Annotated in this window: 19 protein-coding genes; all 19 read right to left on the bottom strand. The window is 38.8% G+C overall.

Features of this window, described 5'->3' with window-relative positions; genetic code table 11:
- Positions 1-5: 5 nt before the first annotated feature.
- The 19 genes from groES to CO686_RS01245 all read right to left on the bottom strand — a co-directional run bounded on the left by groES (position 6) and on the right by CO686_RS01245 (position 18,854).
- Entirely contained in the window at positions 6-290 is a 285-nt protein-coding gene (groES, locus tag CO686_RS01335) for a co-chaperone GroES (protein WP_000917334.1), read from the bottom strand.
- A gap of 284 nt (positions 291-574) precedes the next feature.
- Entirely contained in the window at positions 575-970 is a 396-nt protein-coding gene (locus CO686_RS01330; protein ID WP_000282436.1) for a single-stranded DNA-binding protein, read from the bottom strand.
- A 77-nt stretch (positions 971-1,047) separates the two neighbouring features.
- Positions 1,048-1,809 carry an SDR family NAD(P)-dependent oxidoreductase gene (locus tag CO686_RS01325; protein ID WP_049550095.1) on the bottom strand — a complete coding sequence of 254 codons (762 nt, stop codon included), beginning with the start codon at positions 1,807-1,809 and terminating at the stop codon, positions 1,048-1,050.
- Positions 1,810-1,850: 41 nt separating this feature from the next.
- The gene (gene ytpR, locus CO686_RS01320) at positions 1,851-2,477 is read right to left on the bottom strand and encodes a YtpR family tRNA-binding protein (protein ID WP_096753424.1); all 627 of its coding nucleotides are present in this window, start codon (positions 2,475-2,477) and stop codon (positions 1,851-1,853) included.
- Between the two features lie 15 nt (positions 2,478-2,492).
- Positions 2,493-2,810, bottom strand: coding sequence for a thioredoxin family protein (locus CO686_RS01315; RefSeq protein WP_096753423.1), 318 nt, complete (start codon positions 2,808-2,810; stop codon positions 2,493-2,495).
- A complete protein-coding gene (locus CO686_RS01310) occupies positions 2,807-3,106 on the bottom strand; it encodes a DUF4651 domain-containing protein (protein WP_096753422.1) in 300 nt (99 codons plus the stop codon). The genes CO686_RS01315 and CO686_RS01310 overlap by 4 nt, the downstream gene beginning before the upstream one ends.
- 153 nt (positions 3,107-3,259) lie before the next feature.
- The gene (gene pyrG / locus CO686_RS01305) at positions 3,260-4,867 is read right to left on the bottom strand and encodes a CTP synthase (protein ID WP_044020289.1); all 1,608 of its coding nucleotides are present in this window, start codon (positions 4,865-4,867) and stop codon (positions 3,260-3,262) included.
- Positions 4,868-5,183: 316 nt separating this feature from the next.
- Complete coding sequence (gene rpoE, locus CO686_RS01300; protein ID WP_000418415.1) at positions 5,184-5,774, bottom strand: DNA-directed RNA polymerase subunit delta; 591 nt, start codon at positions 5,772-5,774, stop codon at positions 5,184-5,186.
- A gap of 119 nt (positions 5,775-5,893) precedes the next feature.
- Positions 5,894-7,483: a hypothetical protein gene (locus CO686_RS10315; protein ID WP_172844165.1), complete on the bottom strand. Its 1,590-nt coding sequence runs from the start codon at positions 7,481-7,483 to the stop codon at positions 5,894-5,896.
- A 70-nt stretch (positions 7,484-7,553) separates the two neighbouring features.
- On the bottom strand, positions 7,554-8,774 hold the full coding sequence (locus CO686_RS01290; RefSeq protein ID WP_096753421.1) for a DNA cytosine methyltransferase: 1,221 nt from the start codon (positions 8,772-8,774) through the stop codon (positions 7,554-7,556).
- A gap of 20 nt (positions 8,775-8,794) precedes the next feature.
- Positions 8,795-9,460 carry a hypothetical protein gene (locus CO686_RS01285; protein ID WP_096753420.1) on the bottom strand — a complete coding sequence of 222 codons (666 nt, stop codon included), beginning with the start codon at positions 9,458-9,460 and terminating at the stop codon, positions 8,795-8,797.
- Positions 9,461-9,470: 10 nt separating this feature from the next.
- Positions 9,471-10,121, bottom strand: a complete 651-nt coding sequence (locus CO686_RS01280; protein WP_049524282.1) for a hypothetical protein — start codon at positions 10,119-10,121, stop codon at positions 9,471-9,473.
- A 2-nt stretch (positions 10,122-10,123) separates the two neighbouring features.
- Positions 10,124-12,247 (bottom strand): sensor histidine kinase, encoded by a 2,124-nt coding sequence (locus tag CO686_RS01275; RefSeq protein WP_096753419.1) that lies wholly within the window; start codon positions 12,245-12,247, stop codon positions 10,124-10,126.
- 3 nt (positions 12,248-12,250) lie between these two features.
- Positions 12,251-13,435: a DNA cytosine methyltransferase gene (locus tag CO686_RS01270; RefSeq protein WP_096753418.1), complete on the bottom strand. Its 1,185-nt coding sequence runs from the start codon at positions 13,433-13,435 to the stop codon at positions 12,251-12,253.
- Between the two features lie 87 nt (positions 13,436-13,522).
- A complete protein-coding gene (locus CO686_RS01265) occupies positions 13,523-16,174 on the bottom strand; it encodes a valine--tRNA ligase (RefSeq protein ID WP_096753417.1) in 2,652 nt (883 codons plus the stop codon).
- Positions 16,175-16,192: 18 nt separating this feature from the next.
- Positions 16,193-17,200, bottom strand: coding sequence for a hypothetical protein (locus tag CO686_RS01260; RefSeq protein WP_371590252.1), 1,008 nt, complete (start codon positions 17,198-17,200; stop codon positions 16,193-16,195).
- A gap of 57 nt (positions 17,201-17,257) precedes the next feature.
- Positions 17,258-17,824 (bottom strand): GNAT family N-acetyltransferase, encoded by a 567-nt coding sequence (locus CO686_RS01255; RefSeq protein ID WP_096753415.1) that lies wholly within the window; start codon positions 17,822-17,824, stop codon positions 17,258-17,260.
- Between the two features lie 282 nt (positions 17,825-18,106).
- Positions 18,107-18,502, bottom strand: a complete 396-nt coding sequence (locus tag CO686_RS01250; RefSeq protein WP_096753414.1) for a helix-hairpin-helix domain-containing protein — start codon at positions 18,500-18,502, stop codon at positions 18,107-18,109.
- A gap of 97 nt (positions 18,503-18,599) precedes the next feature.
- Entirely contained in the window at positions 18,600-18,854 is a 255-nt protein-coding gene (locus CO686_RS01245; protein WP_000119707.1) for a DUF1912 family protein, read from the bottom strand.
- Positions 18,855-18,860 lie beyond the last annotated feature (6 nt).

Raw genomic sequence — 18,860 nt, 5'->3', positions numbered from 1 at the left:
TCCTTCTATTCTTCAATGATTGCCAAGATGTTAGCTTCACCAACGATGATATACTTTTCATCTCCATCTTTGACATCAATACCCGCATGTGCTTCAACTAAGACACGGTCTCCAGCCTTAACGCTTGGAGCAACCAAGTCACCATTCAAGGTACGAACACCTTGTCCTGTAGCTATAACTTGGGCTGTTTTTGTTTGTTCTTGGGCTGAGCCTGCAAGGACAAAGCCTCCAACAGTTTGTTCTTTTTCTTCGATTTTCAAGACCACACGGTCTCCTAATGGTTTCAACATTTGCTTTCCTCCATGATGACATACATATTATTAGCACTCTTTATATCTGAGTGCTAAATTATAGTTCTATTGTATCACTTGGTCAGAAATAGTCAAGAAAAAAGTCTGACTTTCTCAATATAAAAAAGCCTGAGACCAACTCAGACTTCTCAATGTTTATACCAAGATCAAACTAAGAAGCTAGCCGTAGGTTGCTCAAAACAGTGTTTTGAGGTTGTAGATAAGACTGACGAAGTCAGTTACCTATACCAGCTGACGTGGTTTGAAGAGATTTTCGAAGAGTATTAAAATGGCAATTCTTCCTCTTCCAAGACCAAGTCTGCCAAATCCTGTCCAGCGTTATTTTCACGCATAGCACGTTGGGCGCGGCTTTCCAAAAGTTGGAATCCTGTGGCAAGGACTTCAGTCACATAGTTCATCTGGCCATTTTTCTCAAAGCGACGGGTACGAAGTTCTCCATCCACAGAGATAAGACTACCTTTAGTTGCGTAGCTTGCCAAGGTTTCAGCCAATTTCCCCCAAAGAACCAAATTGACAAAGTCAGCTTCACGTTCCCCGTTTTGGTCTTTGTAACGACGGTTCACAGCAATAGTTGCACGCGCTACTGACTTGTCATTGTTGGTTTTGTGCAATTCTGGTGTAGACGTTAAACGTCCAATAAGAATAACTTTATTATACATATTTTCTTCCTCCTACTTATCTATTCGTAAGGAATCAAAAAAAGTTACAAAAATTTGTAACTTTTCGAGAAAATTTTTTATTTTTTATGAACCATGAAACCTGTCGCCTGTTGATTGGCCATAATGGTCATATCTGTAATCTGCACACGACGGGGTTGACTGGTCACATAGACAACAGTGTCTGCGATGTCTTGTGCCTGCAAGGCTTCGATCCCCTGATAGACGGTCGCAGCCCGCTCTTTATCACCGTGAAAACGAACTGTAGAGAAATCAGTTTCGACAATCCCTGGCTGAATGGTGGTCACCTTGATGTCCGTTGCGATCGTATCAATTCGTAGTCCATCTGAAAAGGTTTTAACTGCTGCCTTGGTGGCTGAATAAACTGCTGCACCCGCATAGGCATAAATTCCTGCGGTCGATCCCATATTGATAATATGACCCTGATTGGCTGCTACCATAGAAGGCAAGAAACAGCGAGTAACCGCCATCAAACCCTTGACATTGGTATCCAACATGGTCAGCATATCCAACTCTTCATAGTCCTGATAGGGAGCCAAGCCAAGAGCTAGTCCCGCATTATTGACCAAGATATCAATCTGCCTTATCGTTTCCAAAATATCGGAGCAGACAGTCTTGACCATAGTCATATCCGTCACATCCAGTGGAAAGGTCCAAACTGTTTGATTTGGAAAAGTTTCTGCAAACTCTGACTTGAGAGTCTCTAGTCTGTCTATCCTTCGCCCTGTTAGAACGACATTCTCCCCCTGCTCCAGATAAGCACGCGCAATCGCTTCACCGATTCCTGAGGTCGCTCCTGTAATCACTACATTTTTCGCCATCTTATTTCCTTCTATCTGGTCTATCAAATATTGACAATTTCCTAGGCAATCCAATGTTTGGCTGGGTCAAATGGAGTTCCGACAACTTGGTCTTCTGATAATTCAATAACCCCACGTTTTTGCGGAGCATTTGGTAGATGCAATTCACGAGGGCTACACATCATGCCAAAACTCTTTTCGCCACGAAGCTCGCCTGGGAAAATAATATTGCCTTTTGGCATCATCGCTCCAGGAAGGGCTACAATGGTTTTCAACCCAACACGTGCATTAGGAGCTCCTGCAACGATTTGCACTGTCTTATCACTTGCGAATGCAACTTGGCAGATATTGAGGTGGTCACTATCTGGGTGAGCTGCCATCTCGACAATTTCACCGACAACAAACTTAGGTTCTTTGTCATTGACAATTTCTTCCACAAAGCCTTCCGCCTGCAATTCTTGGTTCAAACGAGCGACTTGCTCATCTGTCAAAAAAACTTGGCCGCGCTCTGTAATTTCAAACAAACTTGAAACTTCGAAAATATTCCAAGCTACTGTTTCCCCATTATCTTTGAGGAAAACACGGGCAACCTTGCCTTTGCGTTCCACATCCAGTTTGGCATCGCCGCTATTTTTCACGATGACCATAAGGACATCACCGACATGTTCTTTGTTATATGTAAAAATCATTGCTTTCCTTTTCTCCTATTTCAGTCCTGCTAAAAAGTCGTTAATCTGTTCCTTACTTTTACGGTCGCGATTGACAAATCGATCGATTTCCTTGTCCTTTTCTAGTACAACAAGGCTAGGAATCCCGTAAACATCCCAGAGTTTGGCCAGATCCATGTACTGGTCTCGGTCCACTCGAATAAAGGTGAACTCTGGATTGGTCTCCTCAATCTCTGGCAAGGCTGGATAGATATAACGACAATCGCCACACCAGTCCGCCACAAAAAGGAAGACCTTCTTGCCATCTTGCTCGACAAAACCTGCTAGTTCTTCTATACTATCGGGAGTAATCATAAGACTTCCTCCTCATAGACCAGGTCTTCATTTTCATAGACAAAGGTATAGTGACGACCATCCTCGAAAACGACTCCTCCGACGAGTCGCTCTAGGCTACTTTCGTAGACTTGAACATAGATAGTCGCAATCTCACCCATATCTGAGAAAAGTTCGCGCACGATAGCGGTCAACTCTTCTTGCGTCTTCATGAGTTTGTGGTTATCTGCTGCTTTTTTGGCACCCAAAGCGAGGGCACTTAGACCAGCCACAGTCAAGCCAGTCATCCATAATTTCTTAGCTTTCATACCATTCATTGTAACACAAAAAGGGCTCTAGGACAAATAGGGAAGCCGTATACGAGCAAGGAAAATCTCTTCCCTCAGTGAGTCTAATTCTTATTGCCAAGCGCCTGAGTTCCTGAATGAATTAAAAAACCTCTGAGATTATTCTCAAAGGTTCGAATTTTGCTAATTGCTGTTCTCAACCGCTGCAGTGACAAAGGCAGTGTAGAGTTCTTCGGGACGGTTTGGACGGCTTGACAGTTCAGGGTGATACTGACAAGCTACAAAGAATTTATTTTCAGGAATTTCCACAATTTCTACCAAACGATTGTCTGGAGAGACTCCTGAGAAGACAAAACCTGCCGCCTCAAACTGTTCACGAAAGGTGTTGTTAAACTCATAACGGTGACGGTGACGGCGTTGCACCACTTCTTGATTATGGTAAGCAGCTGCTGCCTTAGAACCACGTTTCAACTTAGATGGATAAAGTCCCAAACGAAGGGTTCCACCCATATCTTCAACATCAACCTGGTCACGCATAATATCAATGATAGGGTATTTTGTATCTGGTGCAAGTTCTGCAGAATTTGCACCTTCAAGACCCAAAACGTGACGAGCAAACTCGATACAAGTCAACTGCATTCCCAAGCAGACACCCAACATTGGAACATCATTTTCACGCGCATAACGGATGGCTTGGATTTTCCCTTCCGTACCACGTTGGCCGAAACCACCTGGAACGATGATTCCGTCCGCATCAGACAAGAGTTCTGCCACATTCTCTGCTGTCACATCATTGGCATTAATCCAATTAATCTTCACTTCTGCGTCGTTGGCATAACCAGAGTGTTTTAAGGCTTCGACCACTGAGATGTAGGCATCTTGCAACTCCACATACTTACCAACGAGGGAAATCTTGACTTGTTTCTTGAGGTTCATGACCTTGTCCACCATGGCTGACCACTCTGTCATATCCGCTGCTGCTGCATCTAGTTTCAAATGGTCACAAACAATTTGGTCCATACCTTGTGCCTGCAAGTTCAATGGAATTTGGTAAAGGTGTTCAACATCCAAAGATTCAATAACAGCTTCTGGTGCCACATCACAGAACTGTGCTAGTTTATTTTTAATGCCCTGACCAGCTGGTTTTTCTGTACGAATGACCAACATATTTGGCTGGATTCCCAAACCGCGCAATTCTTTTACAGAATGTTGAGTTGGCTTGGTCTTCATCTCACCAGCAGCCTTAAGATAAGGAAGCAAGGTTGTATGGATATACATGACATTATCTGCACCCACATCTGCCTTCATCTGACGAAGGGCCTCTAGAAATGGCAAGGACTCGATATCTCCAACGGTTCCACCAACCTCTGTGATAATGACATCAGAGTCGGTCGTAACAGCGGCACGCTTGATTTTTTCTTTCAAAGCATCTGTGATATGAGGAATGACTTGAACAGTTGCCCCAAGGTACTCGCCACGGCGCTCCTTACGAAGAACTTCACTGTAGATTTTACCAGTTGTCACGTTGGAATATTTGTTAAGATTGATATCGATGAAACGTTCATAGTGACCCAAGTCCAAATCTGTCTCAGCCCCATCATCTGTCACAAAGACTTCCCCATGCTGGTAAGGACTCATGGTTCCCGGATCGATATTGATATAAGGGTCAAACTTCTGAATAGTCACTTTTAGACCACGATTTTTCAAGAGACGGCCCAGACTTGCTGCCACAATCCCTTTCCCAATAGACGATACCACACCACCAGTTACAAAAATATATTTCGTAGACATAGATTCCTCTTTCTAAAATGCTCAAGGCCTTGTTGACTACGAGGGGAGATCGAAAACAAGACCCTTATGAATAACGACATTTCAAGAAAACTTCCTGAAAAAACAAAAATAGCTCCCTAGTAACTAGGGAGCTCCGACCTCTAAAAGAGGTGCCCGAACAATATAATACCTCAAAGCAGATCATTTGTCAACCCGAATCGGTAAAACATGAAAAAAGAAGATTGTTTTCAGAAAACAAATTAAAGATCCGCATTCAAACGGATGACCTGCTCAAGGAATAAAAAAGGAGATCTTACGATCTCCTCTGTGAAGTCTTTTACTCTTCTTCACTCGTTTCAGCATCATCGTCAGAAAACTCGTCGTCTTCTTCGTTAAGATCCACGTCTTCACCTAAGTCATCAGGAGCGATTTCGTTGATTTCTGCATCGTAAGCTTCCACTTCATTTTTCTCATCATCTGGATTTTCATCATCATATGAAAGAGCTGGGTCTGCTTCGTATGCATCTTCATCTTCTGGATCATCTGCATTGTAGTCAATGGCATCTGAATCACCATCCATAAAGGCATTGACACGTTTTTTCTTAGCTTTTGGTGCTACTTCATCGTCGTCACTTTCTTCAAGAGCGATGATTTCTTCGTCGATTTCGTCCACACCATACCATGAACGAAGACCCCATTTATTGTCTCCAAGAGAGATGAAGCTACCGTCAAAGTTCAACTCTGTGTAGAACAAAGGCAAAGCTTCGCGGATATCGCTGTTTGATGTTCCAAGGTAGTTTTGAATTTCGTTTACAAGATCGCTAAAATGCATCTCATGATCGCGACCACGAAGTTCCAAGATAGCACGCGCTACCTCAATCATAGATAGTTCACTTTTTTCTTGCCCAGCAAATACTTCTAATTCCAAAGCGTTTCTCCTCATTTTTACTACTATCGCCAGAGCGAACAGACTCTGACCTCATTTTATCATGTACTCTTTATTGTACGATAATTTTGCGGAATAGTCAAAGGTTAAATGGGAGAAAGTTACAGGACTTTTTCTTTCTTTGCTACCCAGCCGATGGTGTCGCTTGGTGGATTTTCGATATCAATCCAGATGAATTCAATCCCGATTTCGCCATTTGTAAATTTGGTCAATCGAATACCATTGATTTCTAGTTCATTGAGTCGTTGGCATGTCAATACTTCTCGTTCCTTCAACTGGAAAACACCACGCAAGATCCAATTTCCAAGAATTTCTTGCTTATCAGTTGACTGAATCGCCTTACCAGCTTCTTGGTTGATATAGGCATTGATGACATCTCCAGAAGGTAAGAAGCGTAGCTTAAAGGTTCTTTCCTCTTTCGGTAGAGCTAGTTTTTTGGTACCGAGTTCAAAAGTCCCAAATCCAGGACCAAAGAAATCAGGTCTTTCATCATGGAAATTTTTGGAGTCAGGCAGAGGAATGTAAACCTCGCTAACTGGACGATAAACCAGCTGTTCAATTTCTTTAATGAGTTTTTTATTGCCAGTATTGTGAACAAAGTGAATCAAATCCTCACGAATAGCTTTCATCTGAGCTTTTTCTTCCTTGCTGGTCCATTTCTTCAAGAGTATTTCTTCCAGAGAGAAGGTCACAAAAGCTAGTTCCTCTGGAGCCAGACTATCCTTAAATTTATCTTGAATCTTTAAAATTCGAGGCAGGCGATCTTTTTTGGCTAATTTTGAACCGCCGTTAAAGGCATTGAAGCCAGAGTTTTCTTCCACATTTCCGTGTTTGTCTGTGATAACCCAAGACACTGTTTCTAAGATATCGGTTTTATCCTTTTCAGTGGTCAGTAAATGAAGATTTTCAAAGAGAGAAAAAGGATCCTCGATATAATGGACGTCCCAAGTATCTACAACAATGTCTTTATTGTTAAAAGTCATGTGGAGCTGGCTGTCAGCTGCTGTATACTTGTAGTGGTGCTGTCCATCCGTAAATCGAAAATTGGTTGGATTGTTTTTGGTGGTTGATCCTTCAATGACCAGATTATCAATATCGACTGGTAAATAAGTCGTTTCGCCGACAAAAATCTTAGGATTTTCTCCCTTTGGTGTTGGCATCAAAACATGGTAAACAGCTTCAACATTGACCGAATCCGAGATGAAACCCTTGATTTGGGCCTTAGAGGACTCAATTCTCTGGTTTCTCAAAGTCGCAATCTTTCGTGCCAACTCTTCATAGCGTTGATAGTTTTCCTTATCTGCTGATTCTTTATCCGCTGAAATATCTGCATGAAACTTGATATCACCCAACAGGTCCGTCCAAGATTGAGAATCTTTCTTAAACTGAGCGATTTTTTGGTCTCCAGAATTAATTCCAAAAGACTTGATACCCACTAGGTATTTATGATTTTCATCCACAACGACAGAAGCATCATAGGAAGTATTAGCAATATCTTCCCCGACGGCATTAAAGGCTTTTTGAAAAACAGTTTCCTGAAATTTGGAATTGACAATCGGAGCTACAAAATTCTCTGTTTGTCCCTCGTCTTCGGATTCTGCCTTTTGAGAGAAAGCTTGGCTCAAACTAGCGAAGTTGGTAATTAAGGTTTTGTATTTATCTTTTTGTTCAGACTTTAGATGTTCCCACATAAGCACCCTCTTTTCTATTTTCAGTATATCAAAAGAAGATTAGTTTTTCACTAATCCTCTTATATATTCGTTAATTAATACTGTAAAATTCAAGTTTACCTTGTTTTTTGACAAATCTCAAATACTCTTCGTCCGATAAAACAGCTAAACCATCATCATAAGACTTGATTCTTTCCATAGCCTGGTCATAGCTTTCCACAAAGTCCTTGACATAGGACTGCCCTTCAAACTGGCCGTTCATCTTGGTATAGATAATGGCGAATTTCCCTGAGCGGTCAAGTTGAGATTGACCTTGGCTTTCATTTAAGGCCTTGGCAACTTTCTCTGCGATTCGTTTAATCACGGGCACGACCACACTGTTTCCAGCTTGCTTGTAGAGCTGACCGTTAGAAACCCCTTCTGGGATTTTAAAGGATTTAGGGTAGCCTTGAACGTTAAAGGTTTCTTTCGGTGTTAGCTTACGAATCTCACCACTGTCCGTCAAAATCAATGGAACGTTGTGTCCACCTGTTCCCATATTGGCTGTCAAGGTAGGGACAACACCATTTTTATTTTCACGGACATATTGACGGCGCCATTGGTAAACTGTATCTTGACTGGTGACTTCAAATTTCAACTGGTCGTAGAAATTCTGCTTGCCTTCACGGTAGTAGTAAACCTCGTCTAGCTTATCGCCAAAGTTAATCACATCCTGAAGACTCGTAGTCAGCTTGATTTCCTCTGGGAATTCAAACAAGTCATAAGCTTCCTTAGTATCAAAGCCAACAATGTAGATACGCTCACGGTTTTGAGGGATATTTCCATAGTCTTTCCCGTTGAGAACCTTCCACTTGATGAAGTAGTTGTTCTCGGTCAAAGCTTCACGAATGACCTTGAAGGTATTGCCATGGTCATGACCGACCATGTTTTTGACATTTTCGATGAAAATAGCACGAGGTTTACATCCCTCAATCATCCGAAGTAATTCGAAGAAAAGATCACCACGATCATCATCAAACCCCTTGCGATAACCCGCAATACTAAAGGCCTGGCAAGGGAAACCTCCCATAATCACATCCACGCGCTCAGCTGGAATATCCTTTGGCTGAACATCGTGAATATCACGTCCATCCAAATAGGTATTTGGATGGTTTAACTGATAAGTCTGACGCGCATACTTATCAAATTCATTGGCATACACCACTCTGAACTCGTTGGTCTGTTCAAATCCCAACTCAATTCCCCCAACACCTGAGAAGAAAGCTGCAATGTTGTACTTCTCAGAGCGGTTCGAACTTACAGAATTTGTCATGTAGTTACCTGCTTTCTAAATTATTCGACTTTCTCTGCACCGTTTCCATGTATTACTATATTTTTAGCAACATTTGTAACTGCTACAACAGTTTGATTTATTTCTTTTGCTTTATAAAAATGTGGATAGTTTCTTTTTTTGATTTCTGCTTTGAGTATTGATTTTTTTCTCAACTCCCATTCAAGTACTCTTCTGGTTTTTTCAAATGTCCAACTATGGTCAATTGCTTTAGTAAGCACATTTTCAAAAACCTCCTTATATAGATCTTTTATATACTGTGAATAGTAAGGAGAGATATAATCTTTAGAGTTTTTTTTATTAAAGTGTATCTTAGTATTAAAACCCAAATATACTGTACAATTTCCATTCTGAACAAGTTCCTTACCTAAGTATCTCGCAGTTCCACAAGATATAGCAATTACTTTTCCTAACGATAATACAGTGTTAGCATCAAGCAAAGTTTGTTTTGGAGAACAATGAAACCGATGGTAGAGAGAATCTTTAGAACCATGACATACAAAGATATTGGTGTTATTGCTGTCAATATTCGATATATAATCTCTTTTTCTGTCACTGGATATCAAGCTAATATTTCTTTTAGTAGAATTATCTTGTATTTTTTTTAAAAAACTACCAAATCGTTTCATGTTATCATCTAATCTATTTTTAAATAACACAATAGGCATACTATCATCCTTAATATTTATAGTTTAACAATACGGTAGACATTGTTTCTAGCAATTCTACTCCAAATTTTTTTCCAACTTCTGAATTTAGTTGATATTCTTTTAAAATTTCTGAAATTGTGTACTCTGTTCCATCAGACTCAAAATACAAATAGTCACCACTCTTCTCATATTTTAATTTAGTTTCCTTTAAAAATCGAATAATTGGATCAATATCCTTCACACATTTTTCGATAATATCTGCAATTAAATGAGGATTATTTTTAGGAACTATCCCATCAATTTTATAGTCATTAATCAATCTGAAGAACTCTTCGTCAGTAATATTTAATTTTGCTTCAATATTTGTGACTCTATTTTGGTATTTGAAATCTGTCGAATAAAAAACAATTTTATCTACCATATTGACTTCTCTAAAATCACGAATAAAATCGGTCCCGACAGTCTTATCTGCAGACTGAAAAAAACCATTTCTTAAATTATAATCAACCATTAAAACATCAAAAGTTTCGTGTTTGATAGTTTCATACTCATTTTCATTAGAAACCAAGGAAAATTTTGAATTTATTCCTTTTCTTTTAATGAGCATTTCGTATAGTGGAAAGTTACTTTCTATCTGTCGCTCATCATCAATTACTAAAATTTTAAAAACATTTTCCATATTTATCTCCTAGGCAATTTTATTAAGAAAGATGTAGAAAAATCATCTTCCTCAATATCAACTAAATGGATTGTTCCATTAATATCTGTTAGATTCTCTTTAACGGATGCTAACCCAATGCCTGTACCACTCGTTTCTGAACTCCACAAGGAAAAAACAGTGGCATATTTGTCTTTTGGAATACCACAACCATTATCTGAAAAATAGATTGCAATTTCTTTATCATTCAATTGAATCATTATTCTAATTTTTGCATTATCAATCCCTTCTAGCGCTTTGACTGAATTGTTTAACAAGTTATCAAATACTGTTAGTAATGACTCTCTAGCACAAAAAACTTTTACATGGTCAGTTTCTTTTGGACAAACAATCTCAAGACTGATATTCTTTTGATGTAGATATGATTCATACTGATCAGAAATTCTATCAATTATATCATTTAGAATTTCATTTTTTTTATGAAGTTTTGTAGAATTAACTCTATCTAAGGAACCTTCAACTAATTTTGCAATATCTTCATATAAAGTATATAAAACACTTAAATCAATATCTAAATTCTTCTCTTCAATAATCATTTGATAATAAATTAATTGTCCCTGAAGAACAACTAGTTTATTTTTTATAGAATGAAGCATCTCAAATAAAATACCTTCACGATTACTTAACTGAGAATAAATTTTGATCTTAGATTCTATTTTATCAGAAGCCTTCTCAATCTTATCAATTCTATCATTCAGTAAGACTTCTGTGGAGGCAATATTATCTAAGAATATTTTCTTATCTTCAGGTGCAATTACTAAACCATCAATAGTATCTTTAAGTTCTTTAACCTTCGTATCAATATCTACTTTAAGTTCTGAAGTTTCTTTTTTAACAGTATCATAACCATCCTGAGCTTGTTTTTTTATTCTATTGAAGATAAAGTTTTCAAACATTGAAATTAAGTTCCACAGAAAATCTTTTAATGATTCAAATTCTGGTCGATCTTCAATAAAGCCAACCCTATCAGTTGCTTCTTTTAACGCATCTAATTGTGATAAATCTTTACCATCTAGAAAAACATTGCCCACTAAATCTCTCGTACCAAAAGTTCTAAACATTCCCTGAGCATGATGTCTATCAATTTCTAGCCAATCGTTATGAGGTTCTCCATAAGGTACAATACGAAACTTATCTCTAAAAATTTTTATATTGCCATAATCAGAGGGACGAATTCCCATCCGTCTCGTGAAAGAAATTTTCTCACCTTTATCTAAATAATAAATCTCAACAAATGTTCTACCAAAAGGAGATTGTTTTTCGAAGATTTGTACACGCTCAACATATTCTATTTCATCATCTATTTTGATTGATATTTCAGCTATACCATCTGATCCCAGGTCTGCTTCAATTTTACATTTCAAATGCTCAAAAGTATCATTTTTTAAGTGAGTAGACTCTTTTACCTCTCCTTCAACGTAAAATGATATTTTAATTTTAAAATCTGATTCATCATCAATGGGAGATAAAAATTTTGAAATATCTTTTTTTAGTTTCTCAATATTGTTATTCTCCCATTCATCTCGTAATTTTTTTATTGTTAGAGATAAACCAGAGGAAATATTTTGTTCAAGAAATTCAATATAATACTCATTTTTTATTTCTTGTAATAGTTTACTCCTATCATCATATTTATTCCAATCAAAATATACTATCACCTTCTCATTTAGTTTAGATTGTCCAATAGATTCTAAAATTAATTCCTCACCAATTTTATCAACACCAAATCTACCAATGCCTTTTTCACCGTTTGCAAATCGAGTGATTAATTCACCCATCTTTTTAGAATCCAAACGAAGTAGTTTATTTTTCTCTTTAGAGGAATTTCCAAGTTCCATCCAATACTTATCCACTTCTTCAACAGTCATACCAATTCCATTGTCGATGATTTTAATCTTTGAATTTTCAGAAGATTTCCACCCTTTGTCTACAAATAAAAAATCATGAAATTGAATATCTACTTCTGTTGCGCCAGCATCATATGAATTTTTTATCAATTCAAATATCGCTATATTGTTATTTGTTATTAATTCTTGTCCAACTAGTGTTTTTAACTTTGAATTTGTTCTAAAAGTAAATTCAGCCATAAATTACTCCCTAATAATCTTCAGCAAAGTAAGTCCAACTTGTTCCGCAAACAAAGGCGGTACTGCGTTAGCGACTTGAGTATATCGAGGAACATCCGTTTTTCGTCGTTCACCCCCCGTAGTATACGGTCCTTTGAATTCATAATTGTCCGGAAAACTTTGGATTCTAGCGTGTTCTCTAACTGTCATTATCCTAGGTTCATCATAATGTATATAATCATCTGGAATGGAAGTAATCGTATTACAAATGGAATTTTTCTTTAAAGGAGTGACTCCACGCTTCTTTAAACCTTCAACCAGATTCATAGATGGTGTAATTCGTATACTTTTTTCGGAAGCAGTCATTAAACGTTTAAATAAATCTATTGTTTCACTTTTATGTTTCGCGAATCGATGACTATCGGGGAAAGCGCCTCGTTCAATGTTATTTCTCATTAATTTTTGATATGCTGAAGTTGCTCGACCATACTTCCCATTTTTAAATGCCTTAGTGTCTTTACTATCAACTTCTCCATGACTTTTTTTCAAATCATTAATAGCTTGAGAAATTGTAATTGGTATTTTTAGTCCTCTATCCCTCAAGAAACAAGCTTTATTTTTCAATAATTCGTCAAAAAATATCTCATAGGCCCCATTTTTTGATGCAAATAGAATGAACCGTTTCCTATTTTGAGGAACACCGTATTCTGACATAGTAACAATTTTATAGTCTAAGTTATATCCTAATTCATGTAATTCCGAAACAAGAATATCAGAATATTTTTGTTTATCCTTATGATCCTTAAAACCTACAGTAAATCCTTGAACATTTTCAAAAAATAACATAGTAGGTTGAACTAATTTGATAAACTCAATATACGAATGCATTAATTGATTTCTGATATCATTATTTTTTCTCTTTCCAGCCATGGAAAATCCTTGACATGGTGGACCACCTACAACTAAATCAACAGAACCGTTTAATTCAGCAAGTTCCCCGCTATGAATTTCTATAAGTTCGTTTATATCCCAATTTTTCATTTCAAGCCAATTCGGCCATGAAAAATGATTTTTTCTTTCAATTAAATTGTATTTTAAAGTACTAAAAGCATCTTTATTTTTTTCAACTGCAAATATTCCATGCAACCCAGCATTATAAAGCCCTAAGGATAAACCACCGGAACCTGCAAATAAATCTATATATCTCATGAATTCTCTTTCAGTCATTAAAATTTATTATTACAATTTTATCACAAATTAAAGTAAAAAACACGGTTTATCACCGTGTTTCTGTGTTTATTTCACCAACTTCTTCATCTCATCAATACGTGCTACAGTCGCATCGTATTTCGCTTGGTAGTCGGCTTGCTTGTCGCGTTCTTTTTGGACGACTTCTGGTTTGGCATTGGCTACGAAGCGTTCGTTAGAGAGTTTCTTGCCTACCATGTCCAGTTCTTTTTGCCATTTAGCCAGTTCCTTGTCGAGACGAGCGAGTTCTTCTTCGACATTGAGGAGATCTGCCAGTGGCAAGTAGATTTCTGCTCCTGTGATGACGCTTGACATAGCGAGTTCAGGTGCAGGGATGGTTGATGCGATTTCCAAGTGTTCTGGATTTGTGAAGCGTTTGATGTAGTTGACATTGCTGTTAAAGAAGGCTTCTAAGTCGCTATCGCTTGTTTTCACAAGGATGGTGATTGGCTTGCTTGGTGCAACGTTTACTTCCGCACGCGCATTGCGAACAGCACGGATCAAATCTTTAAGGCTTTCCACACCAGTGTGGGCAGCAAGGTCTTCAAAGGCTGGGTTGACAGTTGGGTATTCTGCTGTCACGATAGAGCCTTCTGAGATTTGTCCAAAGATTTCCTCTGTCACGAATGGCATGATTGGGTGAAGGAGACGAAGGATCTTGTCCAATGTGTAAAGGAGAACAGAACGTGTGATAACTTTCTCTTCTTCGTTATCGCTATAAAGGACTTCCTTGGTCAACTCAACATACCAGTCCGCAAACTCATCCCAGATGAAGTTGTAGAGGATGTGTCCAGCAACACCAAACTCAAACTTGTCAAAGTTTTCAGTGACTTTTCCGATCGTTTCATTGAGGTTGTGGAGAATCCAGCGGTCTGTGACATTTCCAGCTTCCTTGTTAACCACTTTTTCGACATTAGCAGTTGCTTGCTCAAGGGTCAAACCTTCATTATTCATGAGGATGTAGCGAGAGATGTTCCAAATCTTGTTAATGAAGTTCCATGAAGCATCCATTTTCTCGTAAGAGAAGCGCACGTCTTGCCCTGGTGCAGAACCGTTTGAAAGGAACCAACGAAGGGCATCGGCACCGTATTTCTCGATAACATCCATCGGGTCAATCCCATTGCCGAGAGATTTAGACATCTTGCGTCCTTGCTCGTCACGAATGAGACCGTGAATCAGAACGTTTTGGAATGGCTGACGGCCAGTGAATTCCAAGGATTGGAAGATCATACGAGACACCCAGAAGAAGATGATGTCGTAACCTGTTACCAAGGTTGAAGTTGGGAAGTAACGTTTGAAGTCTTCTGAGTCGACATCAGGCCAGCCCATGGTTGAGAATGGCCAAAGGGCCGAACTGAACCAAGTATCCAAGACGTCTTCGTCCTGAGTCCATCCGTCACCTTCAGGTGCTTCTTCGCCGACGTACATTTCACCCTCAGCATTGTACCAAGCAGGGATTTGGTGACCCCACCAGAGCTGACGTGAGATTACCCAGTCGTGGACATTTTCCATCCATTGGAGGAAGGTATCGTTAAAACGGGGTGGGTAGAATTCTACCTTGTCCTCTGTGTCTTGGTTGGCAATGGCATTTTTAGCCAATTGGTCCATCTTGACGAACCATTGCGTAGACAAGCGTGGTTCAACCACCACACCTGTACGCTCTGAGTGACCAACACTGTGGACACGTTTTTCGATTTTAACAAGGGCACCGATTTCTTCCAACTTAGCAACGACTGCCTTACGAGCTTCGAAACGATCCATACCTGCAAATTCGAAGGCCAAGTCGTTCATGGTTCCGTCATCGTTCATGACATTGACTTGTGGCAAGTTGTGGCGTTGACCAACTAAGAAGTCGTTTGGATCATGGGCAGGCGTGATTTTCACGACACCCGTACCAAACTCAGGATCTGCATGCTCGTCTCCAACGATTGGAATCAATTTATTAGCGATTGGAAGGATGACGTGTTTACCAATCAAGTCCTTGTAGCGTGGGTCTACTGGATTAACCGCAACAGCAACGTCCCCAAACATGGTCTCCGGACGAGTTGTCGCAACTTCAAGGGCACGTGAACCGTCTTCTAGCATGTAGTTCATGTGGTAGAAGGCACCTTCGACATCCTTGTGAATCACCTCGATATCAGAAAGGGCTGTGCGAGCCGCTGGGTCCCAGTTGATGATAAACTCACCACGGTAGATCCAGCCTTTCTTGTAAAGGTCCACAAAGACCTTTCGAACCGCTTTTGACAAACCTTCGTCAAGCGTGAAACGCTCGCGAGAATAGTCTACAGAGAGCCCCATCTTGCCCCATTGTTCCTTGATAGTAGTAGCATATTCGTCTTTCCATTCCCAGACTTTCTCGAGGAATTTCTCACGACCAAGATCGTAACGGCTAATGCCCTCACCACGCAAGCGCTCCTCAACCTTAGCCTGAGTGGCAATCCCCGCGTGGTCCATACCTGGAAGCCAAAGTGTATCGAAGCCTTGCATGCGTTTTTGACGGATGATGATATCCTGAAGCGTCGTATCCCAAGCGTGACCAAGGTGGAGTTTCCCAGTTACGTTTGGTGGTGGAATGACGATTGAATAAGGCTTAGCCTTTTGATCTCCTGAAGGCTTGAAAACATCGGCATCAAGCCATTTTTGGTAACGACCAGCCTCAACCTCGGCTGGATTGTATTTAGGTGAAAGTTCTTTAGACATGTGTGTTCTCCTTAATAATTAGTTTCTTTTTAATTTCTTGTTTAGTTTCTTATTTATTTTCTTGCGTAATTTTATCTGTTCTTTTTTTAGTTTATTAACATCTTCTTTTGTTATATTATACTTTATATCCCATGATTTTTGTTTCAATCTAGAGTTTAAATTATAAATTTCGTAATATTTTAACTCTAAATCAGTCCTATTTTTTTCTATCTTTTTTATTTGAGAAATATATTTATAGTTTATATTAAAAATTTGATAAATAAGCAAAAGTTCGGAAGAAATTATAATTAACATCAAAATTAACGGGAAGATATTTACCAGAAAATTCAATTTAAATAGATTATAAAAATTTAATAAAATAAATGTTAAATAAAGTGAATAAAGATAAGGTGATACAAATCCTACTAAAAAGGTTAATATTAAAATAGTCTTTTCTTTAGGCGAATCAAAATTGAGTTTAGATAGAAATTCTATTAGGTGCGGTTGTAAAAATAAAAGAATAACTGAAAATAATGATAAATACATATTTACTTCATTATTCACATTTCCCGCCCAAAATAACATTATTAAGTTTAGAATTATCAATCCCCATCTTAAAAAATTCCATAAGAAATTATTATTAATTCTAACCTCATTTTTTGAACGTTCCCAATCATATTTAAAGAGTAACCTTAGATACTGACTGAGTATTTGCGATTTTTCTTCTGAGTAATCAAAATCATTTAAAAGGTCCCAAATATGTCCATCTTTCATGTAATACTCATTAGTATATTTAATATTTCTACAATAGCCGTATGGATTGATTTGTGTTCTAAGACTATTTACTGCAGATTCCCTATTTTCTCCATTTAGCAAATCAACAATTATCAACTTTATGTTTTTTCTCCATTCAGAGCGTTCTTTAGTAATATAATCAAGTTGATTTCTTTTACTATTATTAACAAACACTAAAATCGCACTCAAGATAGCCCCTATTCCTACTCCACTAATTAGAGTAATAATCTGGCTTGTTTCCAATCCTCTCACCTCGCTTTCGAAATTCTTCAATACATCCCAACTGTTCGATTTTCTCGAACAGTTCAACTAACAGTTTTCACTCTCCCACTCACTCCTCAGCAAGCCATATCTCAAATCATCACAGCGGTTGCCTTGGGCATCTTTGCGGTCTCTTATGCGAGATTCTAAGGTAAAGCCAAGTTTCTCTGCAGCTCGTTGACTTTGGACATTGTAGCCAAAACAAGTCAGTTCAATCTTATGCAGATTCAATTCTTTAAAAGCTAAGTCAATCAAGGCACGCGCTGCTTCTGGAACATAACCTAGACCCCAATAGTCTGGATGTAAGATATAGCCAATCTCCAAGACATCATCCTCGTGACGACGAGGGAAATCAACAGAGCCGATGATAGTATCGGTCCCTTTAACGACAATTCCATAGCCCGCTGGGAGATTGTTTTTTTCATTACGCTCGGGCAGAATATGCTCCAGATAATAAATCTCATCTTCCAAGGTCTTGACGGGCGGAAAGCCTGCTGGGTAGGAAACTTCTGGCAGACTAGCATAGGCATGAATATCCTCGGCATCAGCTATTGTACGGACTCGTAAGACGAGCCGATCGGTTTTTAATCGTTCTGGTAATTGTGCTTGCTCCATCTTCCTACCTCGCTTCCCATAAAAAAATGCCCCTGCCATCTACATGACAGGGACGAATATGTTATCCGCGGTACCACCCAATTTCGGGCAGAGATGCCCGCAACTCTTGTCTTTGAAGGATATACAAAGACACTTTTATTTCATTTTTCATCATCAGCAACCAGTTTTGACACATTTGTGGACTTCTCAGCACCGCCACTTTCTGTAAAATGTGGGATTCAAAACACCTCTAATGGCTCTATTGTAGCAAGTTTTTCTCGGAAATGCAAGGGTCAAGAAAAATTACTTGAAGCTGATTCCATGTTCTTTTAATTTCTTAATGGTAGCTGGGCCGATTCCTTTCAAGGCAAGGAGTTCTTTTTCAGTCCAATTTTTAAAGTCAGCAGCCGACTTGATACCTTCATCATAGAAAGTTTTAGCACGATTAAGTGGAAGTCCACCTAGGTCAGCTGCGAAATCTTCAACAGAAGTTGTAAGCTTGTGGGCTTGCTCTTTAGTTGCTTCTACAGCTTTTTCTACTTGCTTAGAGACTGCTTTTCCTGCCTCATTTGCAGCTTTTTCAGCATGCTTCACAACTTTTTTTGTTTCTTCGACAACCTTGTTTACAGCATTTGAAAATGCACCTGAACGACGAAGGCTATTTCGCAATTGTTTTTTACGTTGGAGTTTCTTTGACATGATAAAATCCTTTCAATAAAAAATCCCTGCTCTGACAAGGATTTAATAAAGATATTCTATCAAGATTTTGGCAAAAAATCAAGAAAGTATCTGAATTTTAATAGTTTCGCTCACCAAATAAGCCTTCTGGCAGATCATGAAATCCCTTGCCTGCTTTGAAGTTTTCAAACTTACCAAGCAAGAACTGATAAGCATCCAAGCGGCTCTCGTAGCGAATCATAGCATCTTTGGCACGTTCGTCTTGGTCTTCTTCGTAGACTTTTTGACTTTCCTTGTGCGCCATGTCGTTGATCATGATCTGGGTATTAACCCAGGCCTCAAATTCCTTCATAAATTCTTGTTCGTAACTCATTGATTC

This window comes from Streptococcus oralis, assembly GCF_002386345.1.
Taxonomy (GTDB): domain Bacteria; phylum Bacillota; class Bacilli; order Lactobacillales; family Streptococcaceae; genus Streptococcus; species Streptococcus oralis_S.
Note: the sequence above shows the minus strand (reverse complement) of the source record. Positions and strands in the feature narration are given on the sequence as shown.

Bases quoted from the DNA above. Each gene is read 5' to 3' on its own strand.
- CO686_RS01250 (WP_096753414.1), bottom strand. From the start codon at position 18,502: ATGTCAAAGAAACTCCAACGTAAAAAACAATTGCGAAATAGCCTTCGT.
- CO686_RS01245 (WP_000119707.1), bottom strand. From the start codon at position 18,854: ATGAGTTACGAACAAGAATTTATGAAGGAATTTGAGGCCTGGGTTAAT.
- CO686_RS01285 (WP_096753420.1), bottom strand. From the start codon at position 9,460: ATGCCTATTGTGTTATTTAAAAATAGATTAGATGATAACATGAAACGA.
- CO686_RS01265 (WP_096753417.1), bottom strand. From the start codon at position 16,174: ATGTCTAAAGAACTTTCACCTAAATACAATCCAGCCGAGGTTGAGGCT.
- CO686_RS10315 (WP_172844165.1), bottom strand. From the start codon at position 7,483: ATGTGGGAACATCTAAAGTCTGAACAAAAAGATAAATACAAAACCTTA.
- CO686_RS01315 (WP_096753423.1), bottom strand. From the start codon at position 2,810: ATGATTACTCCCGATAGTATAGAAGAACTAGCAGGTTTTGTCGAGCAA.
- CO686_RS01330 (WP_000282436.1), bottom strand. From the start codon at position 970: ATGTATAATAAAGTTATTCTTATTGGACGTTTAACGTCTACACCAGAA.
- CO686_RS01290 (WP_096753421.1), bottom strand. From the start codon at position 8,774: ATGACAAATTCTGTAAGTTCGAACCGCTCTGAGAAGTACAACATTGCA.
- CO686_RS01270 (WP_096753418.1), bottom strand. From the start codon at position 13,435: ATGAGATATATAGATTTATTTGCAGGTTCCGGTGGTTTATCCTTAGGG.
- pyrG (WP_044020289.1), bottom strand. From the start codon at position 4,867: ATGTCTACGAAATATATTTTTGTAACTGGTGGTGTGGTATCGTCTATT.
- CO686_RS01310 (WP_096753422.1), bottom strand. From the start codon at position 3,106: ATGAATGGTATGAAAGCTAAGAAATTATGGATGACTGGCTTGACTGTG.
- groES (WP_000917334.1), bottom strand. From the start codon at position 290: ATGTTGAAACCATTAGGAGACCGTGTGGTCTTGAAAATCGAAGAAAAA.
- ytpR (WP_096753424.1), bottom strand. From the start codon at position 2,477: ATGATTTTTACATATAACAAAGAACATGTCGGTGATGTCCTTATGGTC.
- CO686_RS01275 (WP_096753419.1), bottom strand. From the start codon at position 12,247: ATGGCTGAATTTACTTTTAGAACAAATTCAAAGTTAAAAACACTAGTT.
- CO686_RS01325 (WP_049550095.1), bottom strand. From the start codon at position 1,809: ATGGCGAAAAATGTAGTGATTACAGGAGCGACCTCAGGAATCGGTGAA.
- CO686_RS01255 (WP_096753415.1), bottom strand. From the start codon at position 17,824: ATGGAGCAAGCACAATTACCAGAACGATTAAAAACCGATCGGCTCGTC.
- CO686_RS01280 (WP_049524282.1), bottom strand. From the start codon at position 10,121: ATGGAAAATGTTTTTAAAATTTTAGTAATTGATGATGAGCGACAGATA.